The organism is Streptomyces sp. SLBN-8D4, from assembly GCF_049739545.1.
In the GTDB taxonomy this organism is placed as follows: domain Bacteria; phylum Actinomycetota; class Actinomycetes; order Streptomycetales; family Streptomycetaceae; genus Streptomyces; species Streptomyces canus_C.
Genome location: NZ_JBMGQC010000001.1, coordinates 4,015,558 through 4,039,623, shown reverse-complemented (window position 1 = coordinate 4,039,623; position 24,066 = coordinate 4,015,558). Strand labels below are relative to the sequence as shown.

Sequence of the window (24,066 nt, the reverse complement as noted above, 5' to 3'; positions counted from 1 at the left end):
ACCTCAAGACCGTCACCCTTGACGCAGTAGCGCGGGGGTCGCAGGAGGCACCGTGCTCACCGCGTTCGCCCGGGCGTTCAGGACGCCCGACCTGCGCAAGAAGCTGCTCTTCACGCTCGCCATCATCGTGGTGTACCGCGTGGGTACCCACGTCCCGATCCCTGGCGTCAACTACAAGTCCGTCCAGGAGTGTGTGGACCAGGCGTCCGGCAACCAGGGACTCTTCGGTCTGGTCAACATGTTCAGCGGTGGCGCGCTGCTGCAGATCACGATCTTCGCGCTCGGCATCATGCCGTACATCACGGCGAGCATCATTCTGCAACTGCTCACCGTCGTCATCCCGCGCCTGGAAGCCCTCAAGAAGGAGGGCCAGGCCGGCACGGCGAAGATCACGCAGTACACCCGTTACCTCACGGTGGCGCTCGCCATCCTGCAGGGCACGGGCCTGGTGGCCACCGCCCGCAGCGGCGCCCTCTTCTCGGGCTGCACGGTCGCGTCGAGCATCGTCCCCGACCGCGCGATCTTCACCACGATCGTCATGGTCATCACGATGACCGCCGGTACGGCCGTCGTCATGTGGCTCGGTGAGCTCATCACCGACCGCGGCATCGGCAACGGCATGTCGATCCTGATGTTCATCTCGATCGCCGCCACCTTCCCGTCCGCCCTGTGGGCCATCAAGAAGCAGGGCACGCTGGCCGGCGGCTGGATCGAGTTCGGCACCGTCATCGCGGTCGGCCTGGTCATGGTCGGTCTGGTGGTCTTCGTCGAGCAGGCCCAGCGCCGTATCCCGGTGCAGTACGCGAAGCGGATGATCGGCCGTCGGTCCTACGGCGGTACGTCGACGTACATCCCGCTGAAGGTCAACCAGGCCGGTGTGATTCCGGTCATCTTCGCGTCGTCGCTGCTCTACATCCCGGCGCTGGTCGCGCAGTTCTCGAGTGGCACGTCGAGCTGGAAGACCTGGATCGAGGCCAACCTCACCAAGGGCGACCACCCGATCTACATCAGCATGTACTTCTTGCTCATCGTTTTCTTCGCGTTCTTCTACGTGGCGATCTCCTTCAACCCCGAGGAAGTCGCCGACAACATGAAGAAGTATGGTGGCTTCATCCCGGGCATCCGGGCTGGCCGACCGACCGCTGAGTACCTCTCCTACGTACTCAACCGGATCACCTGGCCGGGTTCGCTGTACTTGGGTCTGATCGCTCTTGTGCCAACGATGGCGTTGGTCGGCTTCGGGGCAAGCCAGAACTTCCCCTTCGGCGGGACAAGCATCCTGATCATCGTGGGTGTGGGTCTCGAGACGGTGAAGCAGATCGAGAGCCAGCTCCAGCAGCGCAATTACGAAGGGTTCCTCCGCTGATGCGTATCGTCCTCGTCGGGCCGCCGGGCGCCGGTAAGGGAACGCAGGCCGCGTTCCTCGCCTCGAACCTGTCGATCCCGCACATCTCCACGGGCGACCTGTTCCGCGCCAACATCAGCCGGCAGACGGACCTCGGCAAACTCGCGAAGTCCTACATGGACGCGGGCAACCTGGTCCCGGACGAGGTCACCATCGGGATGGCCAAGGACCGCATGGAGCAGCCGGACGCCGAGAACGGCTTCCTGCTCGACGGCTTCCCGCGCAATGTCTCGCAGGCCGAGGCGCTCGACGAGATGCTGCAGACCGAGGGCATGAAGCTGGACGCGGTGCTGGACCTCGAGGTACCCGAGGAGGAGGTCGTCAAGCGCATCGCCGGCCGCCGCATCTGCCGCAACGACTCGGCGCACGTCTTCCACGTGTCGTACAAGGCGCCGAAGCAGGACGGCGTCTGTGACGTCTGCGGCGGCGAGCTGTACCAGCGCGACGACGACTCCGAGGAGACGGTCCGCAAGCGTCTGGAGGTCTACCACACCCAGACCGAGCCGATCATCGACTACTACAAGGCCCAGGGCCTGGTGGTCACGATCTCGGCGCTCGGCAAGGTGGAGGACGTCACCGGCCGTGCCATGGAGGCGCTGCAGCACGAGGGCGACGCCGCGTAGCGGTCTTCCGCAGCGGTTTTCCACGTACGACAGCCGCGGTTCCCTTCCGAGGGGGCCGCGGCTGCTGTGTGGGTGCACGTATCGTTGACGGCACCCGTCCCTCAGGATTTCCCCGGTTTCAGAAAGGCTTCCGCCGCATGGTGCAGATCAAGACCCCCGAGCAGATCGCCAAGATGCGCGAGGCGGGGCTGGTCGTCGCCGCCATCCACGCGGCGACCCGAGAGGCCGCGGTGCCCGGGGCCACGACCAGGGATCTCGACCAGGTCGCGCGCAAGGTCCTCGCGGAGCACGACGCCAAGCCGAACTTCCTGGGGTACGGCGGTTTCCCGGCGACGATCTGCACCTCCGTGAACGAGGTCGTCGTCCACGGCATCCCGTCCGACGAGGTCGTCCTCAAGGACGGCGACATCATCTCCATCGACTGCGGCGCGATCATCGACGGCTGGCACGGGGACGCGGCCTACACGGCCTTCGTCGGCTCGGGTCACGCTCCGGAGCTGCTGGAGCTCTCGCGGGTGACCGAGGAGTCCATGTGGGCCGGCATCGCGGCGATGAAGCAGGGCAACCGGCTCGTCGACGTCTCCCGGGCCATCGAGACGTACATCCGCCGCCAGCCGAAGCCGGGCGGCGGCCGCTACGGGATCATCGAGGACTACGGCGGTCACGGCATCGGCACCGAGATGCACATGGACCCGCACCTGCTGAACTACGTCGACCGGCGCCGGGGGAAGGGGCCGAAGCTGGTCACCGGGTTCTGCCTGGCGATCGAGCCGATGGTGTCCCTGGGCACACCGAGGACGGAGGTCCTGTCGGACGACTGGACGGTCATCACGACGGACGGTACGTGGTCGTCCCACTGGGAGCACTCGGTGGCGCTGACGGACGAGGGGCCGCTGGTTCTGACGGCTCCCGACGGCGGCAGGGCGAAGCTCGCGGAGCACGGGATCACCGCCGCGCCCGATCCGCTCGCTTAATGATCTACTTTCTGGGGCATCCTTCCTCGATTCGTCTTTCGGTGAGCCCTGACGTAGACTGACTCGTCGGCTCTCGTGCACCCGCATGTCCGCATGCGCCCCTAGGGGAAACGCAGGGGAGTCGATCAAGGTAGTCGATTCGAAGGGCGAAGCGTGGCCAAGAAGCAAGGTGCCATCGAGATCGAGGGCACTGTCGTCGAGTCTCTTCCGAACGCCATGTTCAAGGTCGAGCTCCAGAACGGCCACCAGGTCCTGGCTCACATCAGCGGCAAGATGCGTATGCACTACATCCGTATCCTCCCTGACGACCGGGTCGTGGTGGAGTTGTCTCCGTACGACCTGACACGTGGCCGGATCGTCTACCGGTACAAGTAGATCTTGCCCGCATCCCGCTGCGGCGGGGTGGTGGCACTGACCCGGAGAACCTCAATCCCATGAAGGTCAAGCCGAGCGTCAAGAAGATCTGCGACAAGTGCAGGGTGATCCGCCGTCACGGCCGGGTCATGGTCATTTGCGACAACCCGCGCCACAAGCAGCGCCAGGGCTGACGCAGGACCGAACCCTCTGCTCTCGCAGGGATTCGCGCGACGCAAGCTGAATTTGTTCATACGCGGAGCCCAGACGTCTTTCGTCTGACACCCCCGGTTCGGAGGCCGGGGACCCAGTTCGTACCTGGTACGGCGGCTGGGAACCGGCTCTGTGGAAGACCTCCGAAGATCACCAGGAGCCATTGAATGGCACGCGTTTCCGGTGTTGACATCCCGCGCGACAAGCGCGTGGAGGTCGCCCTGACCTATGTGTTCGGCATCGGCCGGACCCTTTCGCAGCTGACGCTGGCCGAGACCGGCATCAACCCGAACACCCGCGTTCGCGACCTCTCCGAGGAGGAGCTCGTCGCGATTCGTGAGTACGTCGACAACAACCTCAAGACCGAGGGTGACCTCCGTCGCGAGGTCCAGGCCGACATCCGCCGCAAGGTCGAGATCGGCTGCTACCAGGGTCTGCGTCACCGTCGTGGACTGCCCGTCCGTGGTCAGCGCACCAGCACGAACGCTCGTACCCGCAAGGGCCCGCGTCGCGCCATCGCCGGCAAGAAGAAGCCGGGCAAGAAGTAGTCCTCAGCGGACAACGCTTCATCAGCGGTCTTCGCTGTAGGACCGACCACCTCCCCGTAGGAGTTTGTAGATGCCCCCCAAGGGTCGTCAGGGCGCTGCCAAGAAGGTGCGCCGCAAGGAAAAGAAGAACGTCGCTCACGGGCACGCCCACATCAAGAGCACGTTCAACAACACGATCGTCTCGATCACGGACCCCTCGGGCAACGTGATCTCCTGGGCCTCCGCCGGCCACGTCGGCTTCAAGGGCTCGCGCAAGTCCACCCCCTTCGCCGCGCAGATGGCCGCCGAGTCGGCCGCCCGCCGCGCGCAGGAGCACGGCATGCGCAAGGTGGACGTGTTCGTCAAGGGTCCCGGCTCCGGCCGTGAGACCGCGATCCGCTCCCTCCAGGCCACCGGCCTCGAGGTGGGCTCGATCCAGGACGTCACCCCCACCCCGCACAACGGCTGCCGTCCGCCGAAGCGCCGCCGCGTCTGACGCAGGCCGCGTCTGAGGCTTGGTTGTCTTGAGGTTCGCGGGCGGTACGGCTCTTCGGGGCGGTGCCGCCCGTACCCTTGCAGTACCCCGCGCTTTCACCGGTGCGGGTCCGTCGGGCGTCAAATAGCGGGCGTCCACGAAAGAAGGATCTGATCCACACATGCTGATCGCTCAGCGTCCGTCACTGACCGAAGAGGTCGTCGACGAATTCCGCTCCCGGTTCGTGATCGAGCCGCTGGAGCCGGGCTTCGGTTACACCCTCGGCAACTCCCTCCGCCGCACCCTCCTGTCGTCGATCCCCGGTGCCGCTGTCACCAGCATCCGCATCGACGGTGTCCTGCATGAGTTCACCACCGTGCCGGGCGTCAAGGAGGACGTCACCGACCTGATCCTCAACATCAAGCAGCTGGTCGTCTCCTCGGAGCACGACGAGCCGGTCGTGATGTACCTGCGCAAGCAGGGCCCGGGTCTGGTCACCGCCGCCGACATCGCGCCCCCGGCGCGGTGTCGAGGTGCACAACCCCGACCTCGTCCTCGCCACGCTCAACGGCAAGGGCAAGCTGGAGATGGAGCTCACGGTCGAGCGTGGCCGCGGTTACGTCTCCGCCGTGCAGAACAAGCAGGTGGGCCAGGAGATCGGCCGTATCCCGGTCGACTCCATCTACAGCCCGGTGCTCAAGGTCACGTACAAGGTCGAGGCGACCCGTGTCGAGCAGCGCACCGACTTCGACAAGCTGATCGTCGACGTCGAGACCAAGCAGGCGATGCGTCCCCGTGACGCCATGGCCTCCGCCGGTAAGACCCTGGTCGAGCTGTTCGGTCTCGCCCGCGAGCTGAACATCGACGCTGAGGGCATCGACATGGGCCCGTCCCCCACGGACGCCGCCCTTGCCGCCGACCTGGCGCTGCCGATCGAGGAGCTGGAGCTCACGGTCCGCTCCTACAACTGCCTCAAGCGTGAGGGCATCCACTCCGTGGGTGAGCTCGTGGCGCGCTCCGAGGCCGACCTCCTGGACATCCGCAACTTCGGTGCGAAGTCCATCGACGAGGTCAAGGCGAAGCTGGCCGGCATGGGCCTGGCCCTCAAGGACAGCCCGCCCGGATTCGACCCCACGGCCGCTGCCGACGCCTTCGGCGCCGACGACGACGCGGACGCGGGTTTCGTGGAGACCGAGCAGTACTGATCGGTCGTTGCCGGTGAGCATCCGCTCATCGGGTTCCTGACCCCGGTACCTGATACGGCCGGGGCAGACACACAGGAGATAGAAAATGCCGAAGCCCACCAAGGGTGCCCGTATGGGCGGCAGCGCCGCGCACGAGAAGCTGCTCCTCGCGAACCTGGCGAAGAGCCTCTTCGAGCACGGCCGTATCACCACCACCGAGGCGAAGGCGCGCAAGCTGCGTCCGTACGCCGAGCGTCTGGTCACCAAGGCGAAGAAGGGCGACCTTCACAACCGCCGTCAGGTGCTCCAGGTGATCACGGACAAGAGCATCGTGCACACGCTCTTCACCGAGATCGGCCCGCGCTACGAGAACCGTCCCGGTGGCTACACCCGCATCACCAAGATCGGTAACCGCCGTGGCGACAACGCGCCCATGGCTGTCATCGAGCTGGTCGAGGCGCTGACGGTCGCTCAGCAGGCCACGGGTGAGGCCGAGGCCGCCACCAAGCGTTCCGCCAAGGACGCCGAGGCTGCTCCGGCTGCCGAGACCAAGGTCGAGGAGACCGAGGTCGTCGAGGACGCCAAGCCTGAGGCCGAGGAGTCGAAGGACGCGTAAGCGTTCTGCGGGTGCTGTTCGGTTGGTGGCCGCGGGTTCGTGGTGGCTGGCCGCGCAGTTCCCCGCGCCCCTGTCGGGGCGCGTCAGCGGGCCCGTTCCCTTCGAGGGGCGGGTCCGCTTTTGTGTTGCTGAGAGGATCTTTGGGTGAGTGACGAAGCAGCTCCGGGCCATGTCCGTGTCCGCCTCGATCTGTCCTACGACGGAACCGAGTTCTCCGGGTGGGCCAAGCAGGCCGGGGGCCGGCGGACCGTGCAGGGCGAGATCGAGGACGCGCTGCGGACGGTCACGCGGTCGAAGGACGTGACGTACGAGCTGACCGTGGCCGGACGGACCGATGCCGGGGTGCACGCGCGGGGCCAGGTGGCGCATGTGGATCTGCCCGAGGAGCTGTGGGCGGAGCATCGCGAGAAGCTGCTGAAGCGGCTGGCGGGGCGGCTGCCGAAGGATGTGCGGGTGTGGTCCCTCCAGGAGGCTCCGGCGGGGTTCAACGCGCGGTTCGCGGCTCTGTGGCGGCGGTACGTCTACCGGGTGGGGGACCAGCCGGGTGGTGTGGACCCGCTGCTCCGCAACCATGTGCTCTGGCACGACTGGGAGTTGGACGTCGCCGTCATGGACGCCGCCGCCAAGTCCCTCGTCGGGGAGCACGACTTCGCGGCGTACGCGAAGAAGCGTGAGGGAGCGACGACGATCCGCGAGATCCTCGACTTCGGGGTGCGGCGGCGGGCGGACGGGGTCGTGGAGATCGAGGTCCGAGCCGACGCCTTCTGCCACAACCAGGTGCGCTCCATGGTCGGCGCGCTGCTGTTCGTGGGCGACGGGCACCGGGGTGTGGAGTGGCCGCGGAAGGTGCTGGACGCGGGTGTCCGGGACAGTGCCGTCCATGTCGTACGGCCGCACGGCTTGACGCTGGAGGAAGTCGGGTATCCGGCGGACGAGTTGTTGGCGGCGCGGAACAAGCAAGCGCGGAACAGGCGGTCGTTGCCTGCGGCCGGGTCCTGAACCGGCCGCAGGCGGAGCTCACTGTCTGACGGTGAAGTACTGCCAGGCGCCCCAGGTGCTGAGGTTGGTGGTGTCACGGCTGCTGTGGACGTACTGGGCGGCCACCCGGTACCTGTTGTTGACGGAGTGGGTGAGAGACATCTGCTGGCGGCCGGTGCTGGTGGAACTGAGGGCCGAACAGGGGCTGGTGCTCTGTGTGTGCCAGGCGCCGCTGTAGTACCGCTGTACCCGGTAGAGCACGCACTGGCCGGCCTTGTTCGGGGTGACGGTGACGTCCAGTTGCTCCTTGGCGGTGTGGTGGTACACCCGGTACAGAGTGCTGCCGTAGTGCGTGGTCGTGTAGTGGCCGGACAACGTCTCCGAGACCCGTACCTTGGTCTGCGCGGTGCGGGCGGCGGTCTTCGGGGCGTACCGGTAGTCGCCGGCGAACACCGCGCTGAACGTGGTGTTGCGGGTGAGCTTGTAGGACCCGGCCAGGTTGCCGTGGGAGTCCACCGTGCCCGACTTCACCAGGACCGACGTGCCCCCGAACGGCTTGGCGTAGATCGCCACCGTACGGCTGTTGTACGTCGTACCGAGGTGAGCGGTGATCTTCGCGGACTGGGCGTAGTTGTACGTCGAGTGGTCGGTGGTGAGGGTGACGGACGCCGAGGCCCGGGACACCTGAACGGTGGCGGTGCTGCTGCCCGGCTTGTGTGAGACGTCGCCGCCGTAGGCCACCTTGTAGGTGTTGGCGCCGCCGATCTGCGGGGTGTCCGTGAACGTGAACGAACCGTTCGCGGCGACCTTCGCGTCGGGGAGTGCGGTTCCGGACGGGTGCGCGAGGTCGGTCTTGGTCACCTTGACGACCCCACCGGTGGCGAAGGGTGAGCCGGAGAGCGTGCCGGACACGGTCAGCTTCTGCGCGCGGGTGGACGTGGCCGGGGCCGTCATGGTGACCGTGGTGGCCAGCTTCGACGCCTGGACGAGGCTCGTGGTGCTCGCCGGGTCGTGGGTCGCGTCCCCGGCGTAGCTCGCGGCGTAGGTGTAGGTTCCCTCGGCCGGCGGGGTGTCGGTGAAGGTGAGGGAGCCGTCGGCCTTCGTCGTCACGTCGGGGAGCGCCGTCCCGTTCCGGGTGATGTGCACCGGCTGTCCCGCGGGGAGCGCCGCGGACGAGGTCAGTGTGCCGGTGACGGTGAGCGGTCGGCCGGGGACGGCCGTGCTCGGGGTGGTGAGGTGGAGGGAGGTGGTCGCCGCCGGGCCCTGGGCGATGACCGGACCGCTCAGCGTCTGCACGTCGGCACTGTCGGTGTTGGCACCGGAGAAGGCGAGGAGCGCGGTGGGAGTCAGTGTCGGTGTCGCGTCCACCACCTGGGTCCCGTCGATCCAGACGTACACATGGCCGGTGGCCACCTGGACGTCGACCTGGTGCGTGCCCTGGCGCAGGGAGGTGCTGAGCGGGACCACCGACTGGTAGGTGAGCGTCGACGAGCCGGCCGAACTGCGGCCGATCCCCACGAAGTTCTGCGCCTTCAGCGTGGTGTTATAACCGGTGCCGAGCGCGATCACCGTGCCCGGCCGTCCCGCGATGCCGAGACTGTCGCCGAACCCGCCCAGCGCCGAGGCGGAGTTCTGGGCCGGGTCGAGGAGAGTGAGTGCCATGCCCTTCCCACCGGTGCCTGGGCCGAACTTGGTGGTGAACGTCGCCCGCAGACCGTCGGTGCGCAACGGCTTGGTGTAGACCGCCGAGCCGGCCTTGTAGCTGGTGGCCGGGGTCAGCTGGACGCCGCCGCCGTCGGCCTGCACCGCCGAGCCGTTGGTCTGCCACAGTCCGTCGGCCGTCGAGGTGGTCGTGGCGGTGCCCGTGCCGGTGCCCTTGATCTGTACGTACATGGCGCCCTGGGGGTTGCCGTTGTCGTCGGTCCCGGTGCCGGTGACCTCGTAGGAGGCGCTCAGATCCGCGGCCGACCGTGGAGTGAACGTCACGCTCTGCACGGCGGTCTGCTCGGGACCGATGACCAGGCCCTCCGACAGCTGCAACGGGCTGTTGAAGTCACCCGTCGGTGCCTTGGCCTTGGTCACCGTCACCGGGATGTTGCCGGTGTTGGTGATCGTGAACGACAGGGACTTCGAGCTGCCGACCGCCACCTGACCGAAGTCCAGCGAGCCGGCGGAGAACTCCAGGTGTCCCTTCCCCGTGATGGCCGTCGCGCCGACCGGCACGCTCAGGGTGTGGGCGGCGCCGCTGCTGCCGCTGCTGCTGATCACGAGCGCGTCGCTGTCGACCTGGTCCGTGGTCGGCGTGTAGGTGACCGAGAGCACGAACGAGCCACCGGCCGGGACGACCGTCCCCGCGCTGGGTAGTCCCGAGGCGGAGAAAGCGCCGCCTGGCGCGTCGACCGAGGTGATGGTCTCCGGTTCGGTACCGGTGTTGGTGACCTGCAGGTTCAGCGTCGAGGTGCTGCCGGTGGGCACCTCGCCGAAGTCGAGGGAGCCGGGCGCCGCCCCGAAGCCCGGCCTGGTGCCGATGCCGTGGAGGGCGAAGACCAGCTTCTGGCCGTCCGACAGGTTGGCGGTCAGTGTGCCGTTGACGCCGCCGGTGGTCGTGGGGGCGAAGCTGATCGGAACGCCGAGGGTGGCGTCCGCCGCCAGCGCGGTGGGCCGGTCGGGGGTGGGTACGGCGGCCGGGTCGACCGTGAACGGACCGGAGGCCTTGAGTCCCGTGATGCTGACGTCCTGGGTGGCCGTCAGCTTCATCTGCGCGGAGCCGTTGGCGCCGACCCCGACCTGGCCGAAGTCCAGCGAGGCCGCGGTCAGGGCGGTCCTGGCCGGGCTGCCGAAGCCGTAGAGCACCCCGTCCCGGGTGCCGACGTACACCTTGCCGCGATCGGCGGTCGGCGTGCTGAACTTCGTCGCGGTGCCGATCGGTGCCGACCACAGCAGCTGGAGACGGCCGTTGCCGTCGGGCGTGGGGCTGTAGGCGCGCAGGGTGCCGTCGGCCCCGGAGGCGTTGCTCGCGGAGGTCATCCACACCAGCGCGCTGGACTCGTCGGTGCCGTTGGACGTGACCAGGGGAGATCCGCTGCTGTAGCCGAAGGTGTCCTGGCTCTGGCCGGTGAGGGTGAGCGTGGGTGTACCGCCGTTGCGCACGCCGTACTTGAGGGCGCGCAGCGGACCCTGGTTGCCGACGACGTAGACGTAGCCGCCGTCCCCGCCCCAGAAGGCGGGGTGCCCCCACATGCCCTGATAGGGGCCGGACACGCTGACCGCGGCGTCGCCGCCCTGGGGTCCCTGGCCCATGCCGCCGAGGTTGTCGCGGTCGAGCAGGAACACCCGTCCGTCCTTGCCCTGCTGGACGAGCAGGTGGGGGTGCTCGCTGGTGCCGAAGCCGTCCGGCAGCGCCATCGGGGCGCCCGAGGAGATGTCCTGGTCGTTGAGGTCCAGGGTGGCGGCGTTGCTGGGGCTGAAGAAGTCGGCCGTGCCGAGGCTGTTGTCCGCCCCCACCTGGAGGCGTACGACGGATTCGGCCAGGGTTCCCTGAGCGGTCTTGCCCGGGCCGGGCGCAGGGCTGATGCCGTTGCCGGTGCTGAAGAAGATGCGGCCGGAGCCGTCCGAGACCAGGCCGCCGCCCGCCTGCCAGATGCCGGCGCCACCGATGCCGGCCCCGGTCGCCGTGGCCCACATCGAGGTGATGCTGTGCGCCGTGGTGCTCACGCCGACCACATAGCCGCGGTACGGCCAGGCATCGCAGTGGGCGCCGAAGCCCGCGTAGACGACGCCGTTCATCAGCAGCAGGCCGGGGCGTTGCTGCTGGTAGTAGGCGTCGAAGGTGGCGCTGGGGTCGTTGACGGGGCTTCCGGCGATGGTGACCGGCCACCCGGAGCGCTCGGCTCCGGAGGCGGGGTCGACCGCGTGCATCAGCCATGTGGGGTGGCGGTGGGTGGAGGTGCCGTCGTCGATCTTGGTGGTGAAGTAGAGGGAGTTGGTGGAGGGGTCGTAGACGGGTGTCGCGGTCGCGCCGATGTCCGGCACGAGGTCCCCGCAGCCGATCGCCGACGCCGGCCACGAGGGTCCGTAGTTCTTGCTCCACTCGATCGCGCCGGTGGTGCGGTCGAGTCCGTACAGAGTGTTCCTCTCGGTGACGGCGATCACCTGGTCGCCCAGCACCAGCGGCTGGGCGTATATCTGACCGTCCAGTTTCGTGGCGAAGAGCCGGCCGAAGGCGGAGGACTGGACGACCGCCGGGGAGAGGGAGGATTCGTCCCGGTCCCAGTTGGTGCGCAGGTTGTCGACGCCCTGGGTGTTCTGGTCGGCCTGGGCCGAGGACGCCACCAGGCTGATCGACGTGCCGATCAGCGCCGCGGTGGCCACGGCCACGATGGAGAGCAGCCACGTGCGCCGCCGACCGCGGTGGCGTCCACCGCGTGCGGGCATGGAAAACCCGGGCAAATCGGGACCCCCCTCGGGTTCGCACCCGGAGCGGTCACGGGCACGGCACAAATGTGAAGACCAAGTGGTTGTTCTTATCATCAGTTGAGGTTTTTGGGCACTGTGGGGCGCGTTTCACTTCGGCATCGTCAGCGGGGATGGCGGGTTCTCAGCCCGTACCGACGAGCGCGCCGTTCCACGTAGGCCGAGTTGTCGGCCCGTACGCCGCACTGGGGACTCGCCGCTCCCGTTCCGTCGTCGTCCTTGCCCGTGAGGACGACGAGGCCGTCGGCGATGACCTTGCACTGCGAGCTCGCGACCCCCAGCCCCGCGTATCCGCCGCCACCGTGGAACACGCGACCATCTTGATCACGCAGGGCACGGACTCGATGTCGAATCCGTGCAGCTTCGACCACTCCGCCCGGCAGCTGGTGAAGGAGGAGTTGCCCGCGCCCGACATCCACCAGCCGCAGCCGCAGCCGCAGCCGCCGAGGCCCAGGACGTACACGTCATGGAAGACGGAGTCGGTGGAGTTGTTGAGCACGATGCCGTGGGAACCGGTCCACAGCACGGAGACGCGGTTGGAGTGCAGGCAGAACGGTGCCTGGGGCCCGCCCGTGGCGTTGAAGTCGTACCAGGTGTTGATACCGATGCCCGTGACGGAGCGGACATGGACGTCCCGGAGCTGTCCGGAGCGGGGCAGGTCGGAACCGTCGATGGTCAGGGAGAAGATGCGCTGCGCGTTGGCCGGGCGGGAGTGGCCGCCCAGTTGCCGGTCCAGGACCTCGACGACGGCGCCTCCTGTGAACGACGGAAGGGGACGGATGCCGGCCACCGGGTTCTCGGCCCCCGGCTGGGACTCACCGCCGGCGTGCGAACCCTGGAGGGTTACATACGAGCCGATGCGCAGCGGAGCGCTCGTGCGGTACACCCCTGCGGGGAGCGCGGTGACGTTGCCCGGCCGACAGGCGTCCAGTGCCGTCTGGATCGCCGCGGTGTCGTCGATGGTGCCGTCGCCCTTGGCGCCGTGGTCCTTGACGTTCGGGTGCCCGCCCCCTGGGTGGTCGGAGATCGTCGATCAGCACCTCCCATCAGAGGGCAGAACGGTCTGCCAGGGGCACTGGATGTGAAACCTGTTAGTTATCCCTCATTTCACAGGAGATAGCGGACATAGGGTCACTTACTTCCCGTAAGTGCCCAGTCGACTCTTACGTCCTTCATATAACTCGGATAATCTTTCGCAACTCGGCCACAAGTTCTACAGATGTGGCTGGAAACGGTGGGGGTCAACGGGCCGGTAGGGGCCCATTGGTGGTTTTCTTCATGAGTTCAGTTGGCCCGGCACGGGCCGGGGGGCGTCGTGCCGCGCGTCAGAGCAGTGGGCGAAGGAAAGCCGGGCGAGGTGTCGAAGCTCCGTTGGGGCTGCTGCCGTTGCCGCCCAAGGACAAGGAGAAGTACTCCTACGCCCGAAGGAACCTCTGGGTCCTGACGATCTGCTCGTTGATCAGCTTCTGCTGTCTGGTGGTGAGCCAGTTCAAGCTGGCGCAGTCCACGCCGGTGCTGTGGATCTACACGCCGCTGCTGGTCTTCACCGTGCTCTACTACCTGGTCTCGCTCCGGGTGAACGGTTTCACCAAGGACTTCGACATCGAGCACCACAAGCGGCTGGTGCATGACTGGCGACCCGATGTCCACCCCACGGTCGACGTGTTCCTGCCGGTGTGCGGCGAGCCCATCGAGGTGCTGCACAACACCTGGCGGCATGTCCGGCAGATGGCCGACCACTACCCCGGCGTCTGCGTCCCGTTCGTCCTGGACGACGGCGCCGACCCCCGGCTGGAGGCGATGGCCCGCGACTTCGGGTTCCGCTACGGCACCCGGGAGAACCGCGGCTGGTTCAAGAAGGCCGGCAACCTGCACTTCGGGTTCGGGCAGTCCGACGGTCAGTACATCCTGATCCTGGACGCCGACTTCACCCCGCGCGCCGACCTCCTCGAAGAACTGCTGCCGTACATGGAGGCCGACCCGAAGATCGGCATCGTGCAGTCCCCGCAGTACTTCCGGGTGCTGGACTCGCAGAACTGGATCGAGCGTGGCGCGGGCGCCGTGCAGGAACTGTTCTACCGGTCGGTCCAGGTCTCCCGGCAGGGCAGTGACGGAGCGATCTGCGTCGGCTCCTGCGCCGTGTACCGGCGGGCCGCGCTGGAGACCAACGGCGGTACCACCCTGATCGAGCACTCCGAGGACGTGCACACGGGGTTCGACCTCAGGGGCCTCGGCTGGGACCTGCGCTATGTGCCCGTCGCCGTCTCCACGGGAGTGTGCCCGGACACCGCCGGCGCCTTCTTCAACCAGCAGTACCGCTGGTGTTCCGGCTCGATGAGCCTGCTCGGCAGCAGGAAGTTCTGGGAGCGCAAGATCAGGCTTTCCAGCCGTCTGTGCTACATGTCCGGGTTCTTCTACTACATTCACACGGCGCTCTTCACCTTCGCCGCACCGGTCATCCCGGTCGTGCTGCTGGTGATGATGCCCGACAAGCTGAGGGTCGAGCATCTGCTCCTGGTGGTGCCCAGCATCGTCTACACCACGATCGTCTTCCCCATGTGGCACAAGGCGCCCTACCGCCTGGAGGCCTGGGCCGCCCGCATGATGTACGGCTGGGCGCACGTCTTCGCCATCTGGGACATCCTGCGCAAGAACCGCATGGGCTGGCAGCCCACCGGCTCCTCCGGCGCCAAGAAGAACAAGACCCGGCGCTTCTGGATCGGCATGTGGGTCTGGAGCGGCGGCACCGCGCTGATCTGGGTCGTGGCGGCGGTCTACCGGACGTTCACCATGGACGCCCCGAACTTCGCCCTCATCCTGTCCTCCGGACTCTTCTACGCCCTCGTCGTGGGCCGCGTGCTGATCCAGCCACGGGAGAAGGTGACCGCCTGACATGCGATTCCCCACAGGCACACGTACCGCGGTCGCCGCTGCCCTGATCAGCGTCCTCACCCTCGGCGGCTGCTCCGTGCTCGACGACTCGAACAGTGACTCACCCGCCGGACGGGCCCAGGGCGCGGATCCGTCGCAGGGCGCGGACAGCGATGTTCCGTACGACGTCGTCCCGCTGCTCAAGCCGGCCAAGAAGTACTACGGAGCCGCCGTCGAGGGCGCGCCCACCTCCATGAAGGGCGTCGACGCGTACACCGGGATGACCGGCAAACAGCCCAACCTCATCGAGTACTACGCGGCCTGGGGCGACGGCTTCGACGCAAGCGGTGTCCGCAACGCCTGGAAGAAGGGCGCCCTGACGCTGATGTCCTGGGAGCCCTTCGACAGCTCCCTCGCCGACATCGCGGCCGGGAAGTCCGACGCGTACCTCAAGAAGTACGCGACCGCGGTCCGCAAGCTGAACCTGCCCGTCGTGATCGACTTCGCCGACGAGTTCAACGGCAACTGGGAGAAGTGGGGTACGAAGTACGTCACCCCTAAGGAGTACGTGGCCGCCTGGCGGCACATTCACGACACGTTCATCGACGCCGGAGCCTCGAACGTGATCTGGGCCTGGACGCCCAACATCATCAACCCGGTCAAGAGCGTGCGGCTGAAGCCGTACTACCCGGGGGACGCCTACGTCGACTGGGTCGGCCTCGTCGGCTACTGGACGCTCGGTCAGGACAACGCCTTCAACAGCGTCTTCGGTCCGACCATCGACGAGATCCGTGCCTTCACCAAGAAGCCCATGCTCCTGGCCGAGACCGCGGCGATGCCGGGTGAGCGACGGCGGGCCGACATCCGCAACCTGTTCGCGGGTGTGGAGGCCGACGACAACATGCTCGGCTTCATCTGGTTCAACCACAGGAAGCGTGCCGACTGGCGGTTGGAGGCAAGCCCGCTGGCCCTCAAGGAGTTCGGGCGACTGGCTGCCGACGACCGTTTCGGCTTCGACATACGGAAGCCGAGATGACCTCCCGACACGATCACCACACCCCGCAGCCCTACGATCCCGACGCCGAGGACGACGCCGGCGGCTGGTTCAACTCCAACGGCTGGGTGCCGCCGCACCAGCAGGAGCAGTACCAGCAGCACGGGTACGGGTACGACGACGGGCGGCACCCCTACCAGGGGCAGCAGCAGACCGGGCAGCCGTTCTCCTCCGGCATCCCGGAGCAGCCGCAGACCGGTTACGACGACCAGCCGACCTACGCCCTGCGTACGGTCACGTACCAGCAGGTGCCCGAGGACGAGCCCGGGTACCACATCCCCGAGTCTCCCGACGCGGGCTGGGACGACGCTCCGAGCAAGCGGCGGGCGTGGGTCAGCCGCGGTGTCCTGGCGGTCGTCCTGCTCGTCCAGGCCGTGCTGTCGCTGCGGCTGTCCAACACGGCGTTCCAGGACGAGGCCCTGTACCTCGCGGCGGGCCACAACATCATCGACCACTGGGCGAGCGGCACCCCGTTGCACAGCGGGTATGAGTCGTACTTCTCCGGGTCGCCGATGCTGTACCCGGTCGTCGCGGCCGTCGTGGACGGGTACTTCGGGCTGTCAGGGGCCCGGCTGCTGAGCCTGGTGTGCATGCTCGGCGCGACCGCGCTGCTGTACTCCTTCAGCCGGCGCATGTTCAACGAGCGGGTCGCCCTGGTCGCCGCGGCGCTTTTCGCGGTCACCCAGCCGACCATCGTGCTCGGCTGGTTCGCCACCTACGACGCCCCGGCGATCTTCCTGCTGGCCCTCAGCACCTGGATCGTCGTCCGCACCAACAAGGCGCCTGTGATCGCCGTGCTGCTCGCGGCGCCGCTGATGGTGCTGGCGGTCGCGGTGAAGTACGCGTCCGCGCTGTACGTGCCGACGCTCATCGTGCTGGCCGCGCTCACGGCCTGGCACCACAAGGGCTGGCGGTGTGTGCTGCGGGCGCTTCTGCTCGGCCTCGGAACAGCCGCGCTGGTCGGCGTCGGCCTGATGTACACCAATGTGCTCGCCGGTGTGAAGTCGACGACCACCAACCGTGCCCACGGCGCCGACACCGCCATGTCCCTGGCGGAGAAGTCCGTGGAGTGGGGCGGCCTGATGTTCGCCGCCGCCGTCGCGGGTGCGGTGGCCTACACGCTGCGTGGCCGGATGAACGAGTCGCCGCGCTCCCACGGGCTGGCCGGACCCGGCTGGCGCTGGCGTGCCCTGACGGGCCTGGTGCTGGCCGGTACCGCCCTGCTGGCCCCCGCGTACCAGATCCACCTCAGCACGTCGGTCTCGCTCTACAAGCACCTGGACTTCGGTCTGCTCTTCGCCGCCCCGATGGCCGGTGTCGGTGTGATCCGGCTGGTCGGCAAGCACTTCCGCTATCCACAGCTGGGCATCCTGCTCTGGGTCACCGCACTGTGCCTCGGCGTCTCGCAGTCGGAGTGGCGCTTCGGCCTGTGGCCGGACTCCACTCCCCTCGTGAAGGCGATCGAGCCGTACATGAAGCCCAAGGGCAAGTACCTCGGTGCCACCTACGAGGTGCCCGTCTACTACCTGCGGGGCAAGACGGAGCAGGACCAATGGACGTCGACCTACGGCATCGGCTACTCCGACAAGAACGGCAAGATCCACCACGGACAGGAGGGGTACCGGCTCGCCATCCAGGCCGGCTACTTCGACCTCGTCGTCCTGGACGGCATCGCGACGCCGGACATCGACAAGTACATCGAGCAGCAGGTGACCAAGAACGGGAACTACCGCTTGGTCGGCAAGATCCCGTACCGGCTCAGCGGGGGCGGTACCGGCTCGTACCAGATCTGGGCGAAGACGTCCTGAGCCGGTCGGCCACCCCTGTTCTTCCTTGCTCATGTCTTCACGAAAGGCCGTACCCATGCGGCTCACAGTCATCGGCACCGGCTATCTCGGCGCCACCCACGCCGCCTGCATGGCGGAGCTCGGACACCAAGTGCTCGGGGTCGACGTGGACCCCGACAAGGTCGCCGCGCTGCGGGCGGGCCGGGTGCCCTTCCACGAGCCCGGGCTGCCGGAGCTGATCGCGAAGCACACGGCGAGCGGACGGCTCCGGTTCACCACCGACTACGCGGCGGCCGGGGCCTTCGGCGAGGTGCACTTCGTGTGTGTGGGCACCCCGCAGCGCAAGCACTCCGAGGGTGCCGACCTGACCTACGTCGACGCGGCCTTCGCGGCCGTCGCCGAGCACGCGGCCGAGGGGGCCCTGCTGGTCGGAAAGTCGACCGTGCCGGTGGGGACGGCGGAGCGGCTGGCGGCCGCGCACGAGCGGGTCGAGGTGGCCTGGAACCCGGAGTTCCTGCGCGAGGGCTTCGCCGTGGAGGACACTCTCCGGCCGGACCGGCTGGTGTTCGGGGTGCGGTCTTCGCACGCGGAAACCATCCTCCGCCAGGTGTACGCCCCCGTCCTCGACGCCGGTACCCCGCTGGTCACCGCCGACTTCCCGACCGCCGAACTGGTCAAGACGGCCGCCAACGCGTTCCTCGCCACCAAGATCTCCTTCATCAACGCGATGGCCGAGGTCTGCGAGGCCGCGGGCGGCGATGTCGGTGTCCTCGCCGAGGCGATCGGCCACGACGACCGGATCGGCCGGAAGTTCCTGCGTGCCGGCATCGGCTTCGGCGGCGGCTGTCTGCCCAAGGACATCCGGGCCTTCGCGCACCGCGCCGGGGAACTGGGGGTCTCGCTGGACTTCCTGCGGGAGGTCGACGCGATCAACATGCGCCGCCGCGACAAGGTTGTCGACGTGGCGCGCGAGCTGTGCGGGGGTTCGGTCCTGGGGGCCCGGATCGCCGTGCTCGGCGCGGCCTTCAAGCCCGACTCCGACGACATCCGTGACTCGCCCGCGCTGAACGTGGCCGCCCGGCTGCGTCTCGACGGCGCCGATGTCACGGTGTACGACCCCGAGGCGCTGGACAACGCCCGCAAGGCGTTCCCGCTCCTCGGCTGTGCGATGTCGGCGGAGGATGCGCTCAGGGGAGCCGATCTCGTGCTGCATCTGACCGAATGGCCGCAGTTCCGGGAGATCGACCCGGAGCGGGCCGCACAGCTGGTGAGCCGTCCGCGGATCGTGGACGGCCGCGGGGTACTCGACGCGGGCCGCTGGACCGCGGCGGGCTGGCACTTCCGGGCGCTGGGCAGACCCGCGCTCGTCGGGAGGGAACCCCTTCGGGGTCCTCAGGGGAGGGAAAGAAATGACGTATGACCTGGGGGGTGACCGCGTCACCGTGGTGATGCCCACCTACAACGAGGCGGCGAACCTGCCGCGCATGGCCGAGCTGGTCCTCGGCCTGCCGATCGAGGGGCTGCATCTGAAGATCGTCGACGACTCCAGCCCGGACGGGACCGGACGGATCGCCGAGGAGCTCGCCGAGAAGTACAACTGGGACGGGCGGCGCCGGATGAGCGTGCTGCACCGGACCGAGAAGGACGGGCTCGGGCGCGCCTACGTCGCCGGCATGAGCGCCGCGCTGGACGAGGGCGCCGCGTACGTCGTCCAGATGGACGCCGACGGCAGCCACCCGGTGGAAGCGGTCCCACGCATGCTCGGTACGGCCGTGGCGTCCGGGGTCGGCCTGGTCGTCGGCAGCCGGTACGTGGAGGGCGGCTCGCTGGACGAGGAGTGGGGCAGGCACCGTGTCCTGTTGTCGCGCTTCGCCAACCGGTACGCCCGGACCGTGCTCGGCACCAAGATCCGGGACATCACCGCCGGCTTCAACCTGTGGTCGGCGGCCACCCTGCGGGACGTCGACCTCGCCACCCTGGACAGCGCCGGCTACAGCTTCCAGGTAGAGCTGAAGTTCAAGGCCGTCCGGGCCGGGCACAGCGCCGTGGAGATTCCGATCCGCTTCGAGGAGCGCACCGAGGGCGTCTCCAAGATGAGCCTCTCGACGCAGATCGAGTCGGCGGTGATGCCGGTACGGCTGCGACTGCGCAACCGACGGGGTTGAGCGGGACGGTGAGCAGCGGACGTCACGCGCTTCCTTCCAGGTTCGGGAAGCTGTACCGCGAGATCGCGAAGTTCGGCATGGTCGGTGCGTCGGGCTTCGTGGTCAACCTCGCGGTCTTCAACCTCATCAGGACCGTCACGCAGTGGCAGACCGTCCGGGCGAGCGTCCTGGCCACGGTCGTCGCGATCCTGAGCAACTACCTCGGACTGCGGTACTTCGCGTACCGCAACCGGGACCAGGAGGACCGCAACAGCCGCAGGAAGGAGCTGACCCTCTTCCTGTTGTTCAGCGCGATCGGCCTGGTCATCGAGAACTCGGTTCTCTATGCCACGACCTACGGGTTCGGCTGGGACGGCACGCTCGCCACCAACGTCAGCAAGTTCCTGGGCATCGGCGTGGCGACTCTGTTCCGCTTCTGGTCCTACCGCACCTGGGTCTTCAGGGCGGCCGGGGGCCGGCGGACGGCCGACAGCCCGCCGGAACCCGTCATGCCGTATCCCGAGCCCGTTCTGAGCGGCTCCTGGGAGCGGACCTGAAGGAACCGGACCCGGCGCGCCGAGGCGCGCCGGGTCACTCGCCCGCGGCCGTCGACGCCTGGGCCTCGCCCCGCCGGTGGATCTGGCGGAAGGTGAACTCCGCCAGGTTGTTGCCGATGCTGAAGACCGCGGTGTCCTTCTCCGTGACGTTCTTGCCGCCGGCGAAGCCCGCGATGGTGAAGTAGGCGTAGCGGCCGTAGGAGTTCGAGGTGGTGCGGCAGATCGCGGAGTTGCAGAAGGGCTTGACCGCGCCGCCCGAGAGCGACTTGACGATGTCCTTCTTGGTGTTGACCTGGCCCTTCGCCTTAGCCGCCAGGGCCTCCGTGTCGAAGACGGCCACGCCGACCGTCACCGAGACGCCGTCCTTGGTGTAGCTGACGCGCATGAACTGGGTGCAGCCGTTGGCCTTGAGGATCTTGCCGAGGCTCGCCTGGACGGTGTCGGCCGCGGCGCAGTTCTTCGTGTCGGAGGTCGTGCCCTTCTTGTACACCGTCGAGCCCATGGTCAGCTGGGTGCCCGGGTAGAGGATCCTGGCGCTGAGCGGGGCCGTGTCCTTGGCCTTGCTGGCGATGAAGTCCTTCGGGTCCAGCGGCGGCGGGGCGCTGGTCGGCGCGAACGACGGGGCGGTCCCGGTCGCGCTGGGGATCGCGGCGGCCGGCAGCGAGGACGTCGGCTTGTCCGCCTCGTCGTCACCCCCGCTCGCCGACACGACGGCCATCGCCACGGCGGTGCCTATCGCGACCGTGGCGAGCGCACCGCCGACGATGAAGAACAGCCGGCGCCGTCTGTTGCGGATCTCGGAGGCCTCGGCGAGCGCGGCCCAGTCCGGGGTCTGCTCGCCCCCGCCGCTGCTCCACGGCTGCTGTGACTGCGGTTTCCAGGGATCCCACTGGGACGGGGGTCCCCCCTGCTGCCCAAAGCTCATGGGGCGCATCTTAGACGGGGTACGGGAGGTGCTGTCGGGCCCGTGGACACTGGCCTCGGGACCTTTCCGGCACCCGTGCACATCTCGGCCGCGGAGGGGCTGCGAGGGCCTCGTTTTGACCCGTCCGGGGGACCCCGGGTATCCTGCATCTTCGTTGTGTATTGGCTCCCTCGTTCTCACGCGAGAGACCTTTACCTAGGTTCCCTGGAGCAGTTACCAGTGGGCGGCATACGGGCAGTGCCCCGGCCATTGTCGTCCCCAGCTGCACGATCGCTTCAGTGATGCCATGTCTCAGCACCCATCCACTGAAGAAGAAGGCTGCGAAGTGCGTACGTACAGCCCTAAGCCCGGCGATGTGACTCGCCAGTGGCACGTCATTGACGCTCAGGACGTCGTCCTGGGCCGTCTGGCTACCACTGCCGCGAACCTCCTCCGTGGCAAGCACAAGCCGACCTATGCCCCGCACATGGACATGGGCGACTTCGTCATCATCATCAACGCCGACAAGGTGCACCTGTCGGGCAACAAGCGGACCCAGAAGATGGCGTACCGCCACTCCGGCTACCCGGGTGGTCTGCGCTCCGTCCGCTACGACGAGCTCCTCGACAAGAACCCCGAGAAGGCCGTCGAGAAGGCCATCAAGGGCATGATCCCCAAGAACAGCCTGGGCCGTCAGATGCTCTCCAAGCTGAAGGTCTACTCGGGCGACCAGCACCCGCACGCTGCGCAGCAGCCGGTGCCGTTCGAGATCACCCAGGTCGCGCAGTAAGTCCGGCCACCCCCTAAGACTGAACAGAATCTGAGGAGAATCGTGGCCGAGACCACCGTCGAGACGCCCGTCGAGGGCGAAGAGATCGTCGACATCGACAGCTACACCACCGAGTCCGAGGTCCCCGTCGAGGGCGAGTACACCTCGGAGTCGCTCGCGGGCCGCTTCGGCGACCCGCAGCCCGCGGCCGGCCTGGGCCGTCGCAAGAACGCCATCGCCCGCGTCCGGATCGTCCCGGGCACCGGCAAGTGGAAGATCAACGGTCGCACCCTTGAGGACTACTTCCCCAACAAGGTGCACCAGCAGGAAGTCAACGAGCCCTTCAAGGTGCTCGAGCTCGAGGGCCGCTACGACGTCATCGCCCGCATCGCGGGTGGCGGTGTCTCCGGCCAGGCCGGTGCGCTCCGTCTCGGTGTCGCCCGCGCGCTGAACGAGGCCGACGTGGACAACAACCGCGGCGCCCTCAAGAAGGCCGGCTTCCTCCGTCGCGACGACCGTGCGGTCGAGCGCAAGAAGGCCGGTCTCAAGAAGGCCCGCAAGGCCCCGCAGTACAGCAAGCGTTAATCTTCGCTGCCTGTTCTGCTCGTACCTGCTCGTTCCCACGAGCCAGCAGTACGTCCGTTCGCCCCGGCGGCACGCCACAGTGCCGCCGGGGCGTTCGTTTATCACAGCCTCAGGCGTATAACGGCACAAGGCGCTCAAAGGCTCATGTGATCGGATGATCTCCGTAACTGACGCTTCCTCAGGAGGACAAGTGGGACGACTCTTCGGCACGGACGGCGTGCGCGGTGTCGCGAACGCGGATCTGACGGCCGAGATGGCGCTCGGTCTGTCCGTCGCGGCGGCGCATGTGCTGGCCGAGGCGGGTACGTTCCAGGGCCACCGGCCGACGGCCGTGGTCGGACGGGACCCGCGCGCGTCCGGGGAGTTCCTGGAGGCCGCCGTGGTCGCGGGCCTCGCGAGCGCCGGTGTGGACGTGCTGAAGGTCGGCGTGCTGCCGACGCCCGCGGTGGCGTATCTCACCGGTGTGCTCGGCGCCGACCTCGGCGTCATGCTCTCCGCCAGCCACAACGCCATGCCCGACAACGGCATCAAGTTCCTCGCGCGGGGCGGGCACAAGCTCGACGACGAGCTGGAGGAGCGCATCGAGGCCGTCTACGAGGAGCACAAGGGCGGTGAACCCTGGGAGCGGCCGACCGGCGGCGGCGTCGGCCGGGTCCGCGAGTACACCGAGGGCTTCGACAAGTACGTGGCGCATCTGATCGCCGTACTGCCGAACCGCCTCGACGGGCTGAAGATCGTCCTCGACGAGGCGCACGGCGCTGCCGCCCGGGTGTCGCCGGAGGCGTTCTCCCGGGCCGGCGCCGAGGTCGTCACCATCGGTGCCCAGCCGGACGGGCTCAACATCAACGACGGTTGCGGCTCCACGCATCTCGGGCTGCTGAAGACCGCCGTGGTCGAGCACGGTGCCGATTTCGGCATCGCGCACGACGGGGACGCGGACCGGTGTCTGGCCGTCGACCACACCGGCGAGGAGGTGGACGGAGACCAGATCATGGCGGTCCTCGCGCTGGCGATGAGGGACCGGTCGGCGCTGCGGTCCGACACCGTCGTCGCGACGGTGATGTCGAACCTGGGGTTCAAGCTGGCCCTGGAGCGGGAGGGGCTCCGGCTCGTCCAGACCGCTGTGGGGGACCGGTATGTGCTGGAGGAGATGAAGCAGCACGGGTACGCCCTCGGCGGTGAGCAGTCCGGGCACGTCATCATCCTGGATCACGCGACCACGGGTGACGGCACGCTGACGGGGCTCATGCTCGCGGCTCGCGTTGCCGAGAGCGGGCGGTCGTTGCGGGAACTGGCCGCTGTGATGGAGCGGTTGCCGCAGGTCCTGATCAACGTGCCTGATGTGGACCGGTCCCGGGTGTCGACGTCCGCGGAGCTGGCTTCCGCGGTGGCCGACGCGGAGCGGGAACTCGGGGAGACCGGGCGGGTGTTGCTGCGTCCGTCGGGCACCGAGCCGCTGGTGCGGGTGATGGTCGAGGCCGCGGACATCGATCAGGCCAGGTCTGTGGCCGGGCGGCTCGCCGATGCCGTGAAGTCGGCGCTCGGCTGAGCAATCGCCCGGCAGGGGCGGGGG

General features: G+C 68.0%; 21 protein-coding genes and 1 pseudogene. 19 read left to right on the top strand and 3 right to left on the bottom strand.

What is annotated here, in order from left to right:
• The first annotated feature begins 52 nt into the window (after window positions 1–52).
• The 10 genes and pseudogenes from secY (at window position 53) to truA (ending at window position 7,370) form a co-directional block, all read left to right on the top strand.
• Entirely contained in the window at window positions 53–1,366 is a 1,314-nt protein-coding gene (secY, locus tag RKD20_RS17965; protein ID WP_031038428.1) for a preprotein translocase subunit SecY, read from the top strand.
• Window positions 1,366–2,028 carry an adenylate kinase gene (locus RKD20_RS17960; RefSeq protein WP_020118537.1) on the top strand — a complete coding sequence of 221 codons (663 nt, stop codon included), beginning with the start codon at window positions 1,366–1,368 and terminating at the stop codon, window positions 2,026–2,028. The genes secY and RKD20_RS17960 overlap by 1 nt, the downstream gene beginning before the upstream one ends.
• A gap of 137 nt (window positions 2,029–2,165) precedes the next feature.
• Complete coding sequence (gene map, locus RKD20_RS17955; protein WP_007384082.1) at window positions 2,166–3,002, top strand: type I methionyl aminopeptidase; 837 nt, start codon at window positions 2,166–2,168, stop codon at window positions 3,000–3,002.
• Window positions 3,003–3,155: 153 nt separating this feature from the next.
• Window positions 3,156–3,377, top strand: a complete 222-nt coding sequence (infA, locus tag RKD20_RS17950; protein WP_003948620.1) for a translation initiation factor IF-1 — start codon at window positions 3,156–3,158, stop codon at window positions 3,375–3,377.
• Between the two features lie 59 nt (window positions 3,378–3,436).
• Window positions 3,437–3,550: a 50S ribosomal protein L36 gene (gene rpmJ, locus RKD20_RS17945; protein WP_003974245.1), complete on the top strand. Its 114-nt coding sequence runs from the start codon at window positions 3,437–3,439 to the stop codon at window positions 3,548–3,550.
• Between the two features lie 186 nt (window positions 3,551–3,736).
• The gene (rpsM, locus tag RKD20_RS17940) at window positions 3,737–4,117 is read left to right on the top strand and encodes a 30S ribosomal protein S13 (RefSeq protein ID WP_007384083.1); all 381 of its coding nucleotides are present in this window, start codon (window positions 3,737–3,739) and stop codon (window positions 4,115–4,117) included.
• 70 nt (window positions 4,118–4,187) lie between these two features.
• On the top strand, window positions 4,188–4,592 hold the full coding sequence (gene rpsK / locus RKD20_RS17935; protein ID WP_003956432.1) for a 30S ribosomal protein S11: 405 nt from the start codon (window positions 4,188–4,190) through the stop codon (window positions 4,590–4,592).
• A gap of 160 nt (window positions 4,593–4,752) precedes the next feature.
• Window positions 4,753–5,776, top strand: a pseudogene (locus tag RKD20_RS17930) (DNA-directed RNA polymerase subunit alpha).
• Window positions 5,777–5,861: 85 nt separating this feature from the next.
• Window positions 5,862–6,371, top strand: coding sequence for a 50S ribosomal protein L17 (rplQ, locus tag RKD20_RS17925; RefSeq protein ID WP_424878619.1), 510 nt, complete (start codon window positions 5,862–5,864; stop codon window positions 6,369–6,371).
• A gap of 144 nt (window positions 6,372–6,515) precedes the next feature.
• Window positions 6,516–7,370 carry a tRNA pseudouridine(38-40) synthase TruA gene (gene truA / locus RKD20_RS17920; protein WP_424878618.1) on the top strand — a complete coding sequence of 285 codons (855 nt, stop codon included), beginning with the start codon at window positions 6,516–6,518 and terminating at the stop codon, window positions 7,368–7,370.
• A gap of 18 nt (window positions 7,371–7,388) precedes the next feature.
• On the opposite strand, the gene RKD20_RS17915 is transcribed toward truA, so the two are convergent.
• Together RKD20_RS17915 and RKD20_RS17910 are read right to left on the bottom strand one after the other, a co-directional pair.
• Window positions 7,389–11,783, bottom strand: a complete 4,395-nt coding sequence (locus RKD20_RS17915; RefSeq protein WP_424878617.1) for a choice-of-anchor D domain-containing protein — start codon at window positions 11,781–11,783, stop codon at window positions 7,389–7,391.
• A 163-nt stretch (window positions 11,784–11,946) separates the two neighbouring features.
• A complete protein-coding gene (locus RKD20_RS17910) occupies window positions 11,947–12,849 on the bottom strand; it encodes a glycosyl hydrolase family 28-related protein (RefSeq protein WP_424883252.1) in 903 nt (300 codons plus the stop codon).
• 449 nt (window positions 12,850–13,298) lie between these two features.
• Here RKD20_RS17910 and RKD20_RS17905 point away from each other — a divergent pair, with 449 nt between their 5' ends.
• Genes RKD20_RS17905 through RKD20_RS17880 form a run of 6 tightly spaced genes read left to right on the top strand, consistent with a single transcriptional unit; the run spans window position 13,299 to window position 20,235 of the window.
• Entirely contained in the window at window positions 13,299–14,714 is a 1,416-nt protein-coding gene (locus tag RKD20_RS17905) for a glycosyltransferase family 2 protein (protein ID WP_424883251.1), read from the top strand.
• A 1-nt stretch (window position 14,715) separates the two neighbouring features.
• Window positions 14,716–15,729 carry a glycoside hydrolase family 26 protein gene (locus RKD20_RS17900; RefSeq protein WP_424878616.1) on the top strand — a complete coding sequence of 338 codons (1,014 nt, stop codon included), beginning with the start codon at window positions 14,716–14,718 and terminating at the stop codon, window positions 15,727–15,729.
• Window positions 15,726–17,555: an ArnT family glycosyltransferase gene (locus RKD20_RS17895; protein ID WP_424878615.1), complete on the top strand. Its 1,830-nt coding sequence runs from the start codon at window positions 15,726–15,728 to the stop codon at window positions 17,553–17,555. The genes RKD20_RS17900 and RKD20_RS17895 overlap by 4 nt, the downstream gene beginning before the upstream one ends.
• A gap of 55 nt (window positions 17,556–17,610) precedes the next feature.
• The gene (locus tag RKD20_RS17890; protein ID WP_424878614.1) at window positions 17,611–18,954 is read left to right on the top strand and encodes a UDP-glucose dehydrogenase family protein; all 1,344 of its coding nucleotides are present in this window, start codon (window positions 17,611–17,613) and stop codon (window positions 18,952–18,954) included.
• Complete coding sequence (locus RKD20_RS17885) at window positions 18,944–19,699, top strand: polyprenol monophosphomannose synthase (RefSeq protein ID WP_424878613.1); 756 nt, start codon at window positions 18,944–18,946, stop codon at window positions 19,697–19,699. The genes RKD20_RS17890 and RKD20_RS17885 overlap by 11 nt, the downstream gene beginning before the upstream one ends.
• 8 nt (window positions 19,700–19,707) lie before the next feature.
• A complete protein-coding gene (locus tag RKD20_RS17880) occupies window positions 19,708–20,235 on the top strand; it encodes a GtrA family protein (RefSeq protein ID WP_424878612.1) in 528 nt (175 codons plus the stop codon).
• Between the two features lie 34 nt (window positions 20,236–20,269).
• Here RKD20_RS17880 and RKD20_RS17875 read toward each other — a convergent pair whose 3' ends face one another.
• Complete coding sequence (locus tag RKD20_RS17875) at window positions 20,270–21,160, bottom strand: hypothetical protein (protein ID WP_424878611.1); 891 nt, start codon at window positions 21,158–21,160, stop codon at window positions 20,270–20,272.
• A 325-nt stretch (window positions 21,161–21,485) separates the two neighbouring features.
• Here RKD20_RS17875 and rplM point away from each other — a divergent pair, with 325 nt between their 5' ends.
• The 3 genes from rplM (at window position 21,486) to glmM (ending at window position 24,042) form a co-directional block, all read left to right on the top strand.
• Window positions 21,486–21,929 (top strand): 50S ribosomal protein L13, encoded by a 444-nt coding sequence (rplM, locus tag RKD20_RS17870; protein WP_028807835.1) that lies wholly within the window; start codon window positions 21,486–21,488, stop codon window positions 21,927–21,929.
• Between the two features lie 42 nt (window positions 21,930–21,971).
• Window positions 21,972–22,493, top strand: a complete 522-nt coding sequence (gene rpsI / locus RKD20_RS17865) for a 30S ribosomal protein S9 (RefSeq protein ID WP_007384094.1) — start codon at window positions 21,972–21,974, stop codon at window positions 22,491–22,493.
• A 190-nt stretch (window positions 22,494–22,683) separates the two neighbouring features.
• Window positions 22,684–24,042 carry a phosphoglucosamine mutase gene (gene glmM, locus RKD20_RS17860; protein ID WP_424878610.1) on the top strand — a complete coding sequence of 453 codons (1,359 nt, stop codon included), beginning with the start codon at window positions 22,684–22,686 and terminating at the stop codon, window positions 24,040–24,042.
• The last annotated feature ends 24 nt before the right edge of the window (window positions 24,043–24,066 follow it).

Bases quoted from the DNA above. Each gene is read 5' to 3' on its own strand.
- RKD20_RS17960 (WP_020118537.1), top strand. From the start codon at position 1,366: ATGCGTATCGTCCTCGTCGGGCCGCCGGGCGCCGGTAAGGGAACGCAG.
- map (WP_007384082.1), top strand. From the start codon at position 2,166: ATGGTGCAGATCAAGACCCCCGAGCAGATCGCCAAGATGCGCGAGGCG.
- rpmJ (WP_003974245.1), top strand. From the start codon at position 3,437: ATGAAGGTCAAGCCGAGCGTCAAGAAGATCTGCGACAAGTGCAGGGTG.
- rpsM (WP_007384083.1), top strand. From the start codon at position 3,737: ATGGCACGCGTTTCCGGTGTTGACATCCCGCGCGACAAGCGCGTGGAG.
- rpsK (WP_003956432.1), top strand. From the start codon at position 4,188: ATGCCCCCCAAGGGTCGTCAGGGCGCTGCCAAGAAGGTGCGCCGCAAG.
- rplQ (WP_424878619.1), top strand. From the start codon at position 5,862: ATGCCGAAGCCCACCAAGGGTGCCCGTATGGGCGGCAGCGCCGCGCAC.
- RKD20_RS17915 (WP_424878617.1), bottom strand. From the start codon at position 11,783: ATGCCCGCACGCGGTGGACGCCACCGCGGTCGGCGGCGCACGTGGCTG.
- RKD20_RS17900 (WP_424878616.1), top strand. From the start codon at position 14,716: ATGCGATTCCCCACAGGCACACGTACCGCGGTCGCCGCTGCCCTGATC.
- RKD20_RS17895 (WP_424878615.1), top strand. From the start codon at position 15,726: ATGACCTCCCGACACGATCACCACACCCCGCAGCCCTACGATCCCGAC.
- RKD20_RS17890 (WP_424878614.1), top strand. From the start codon at position 17,611: ATGCGGCTCACAGTCATCGGCACCGGCTATCTCGGCGCCACCCACGCC.
- RKD20_RS17885 (WP_424878613.1), top strand. From the start codon at position 18,944: ATGACGTATGACCTGGGGGGTGACCGCGTCACCGTGGTGATGCCCACC.
- RKD20_RS17875 (WP_424878611.1), bottom strand. From the start codon at position 21,160: ATGAGCTTTGGGCAGCAGGGGGGACCCCCGTCCCAGTGGGATCCCTGG.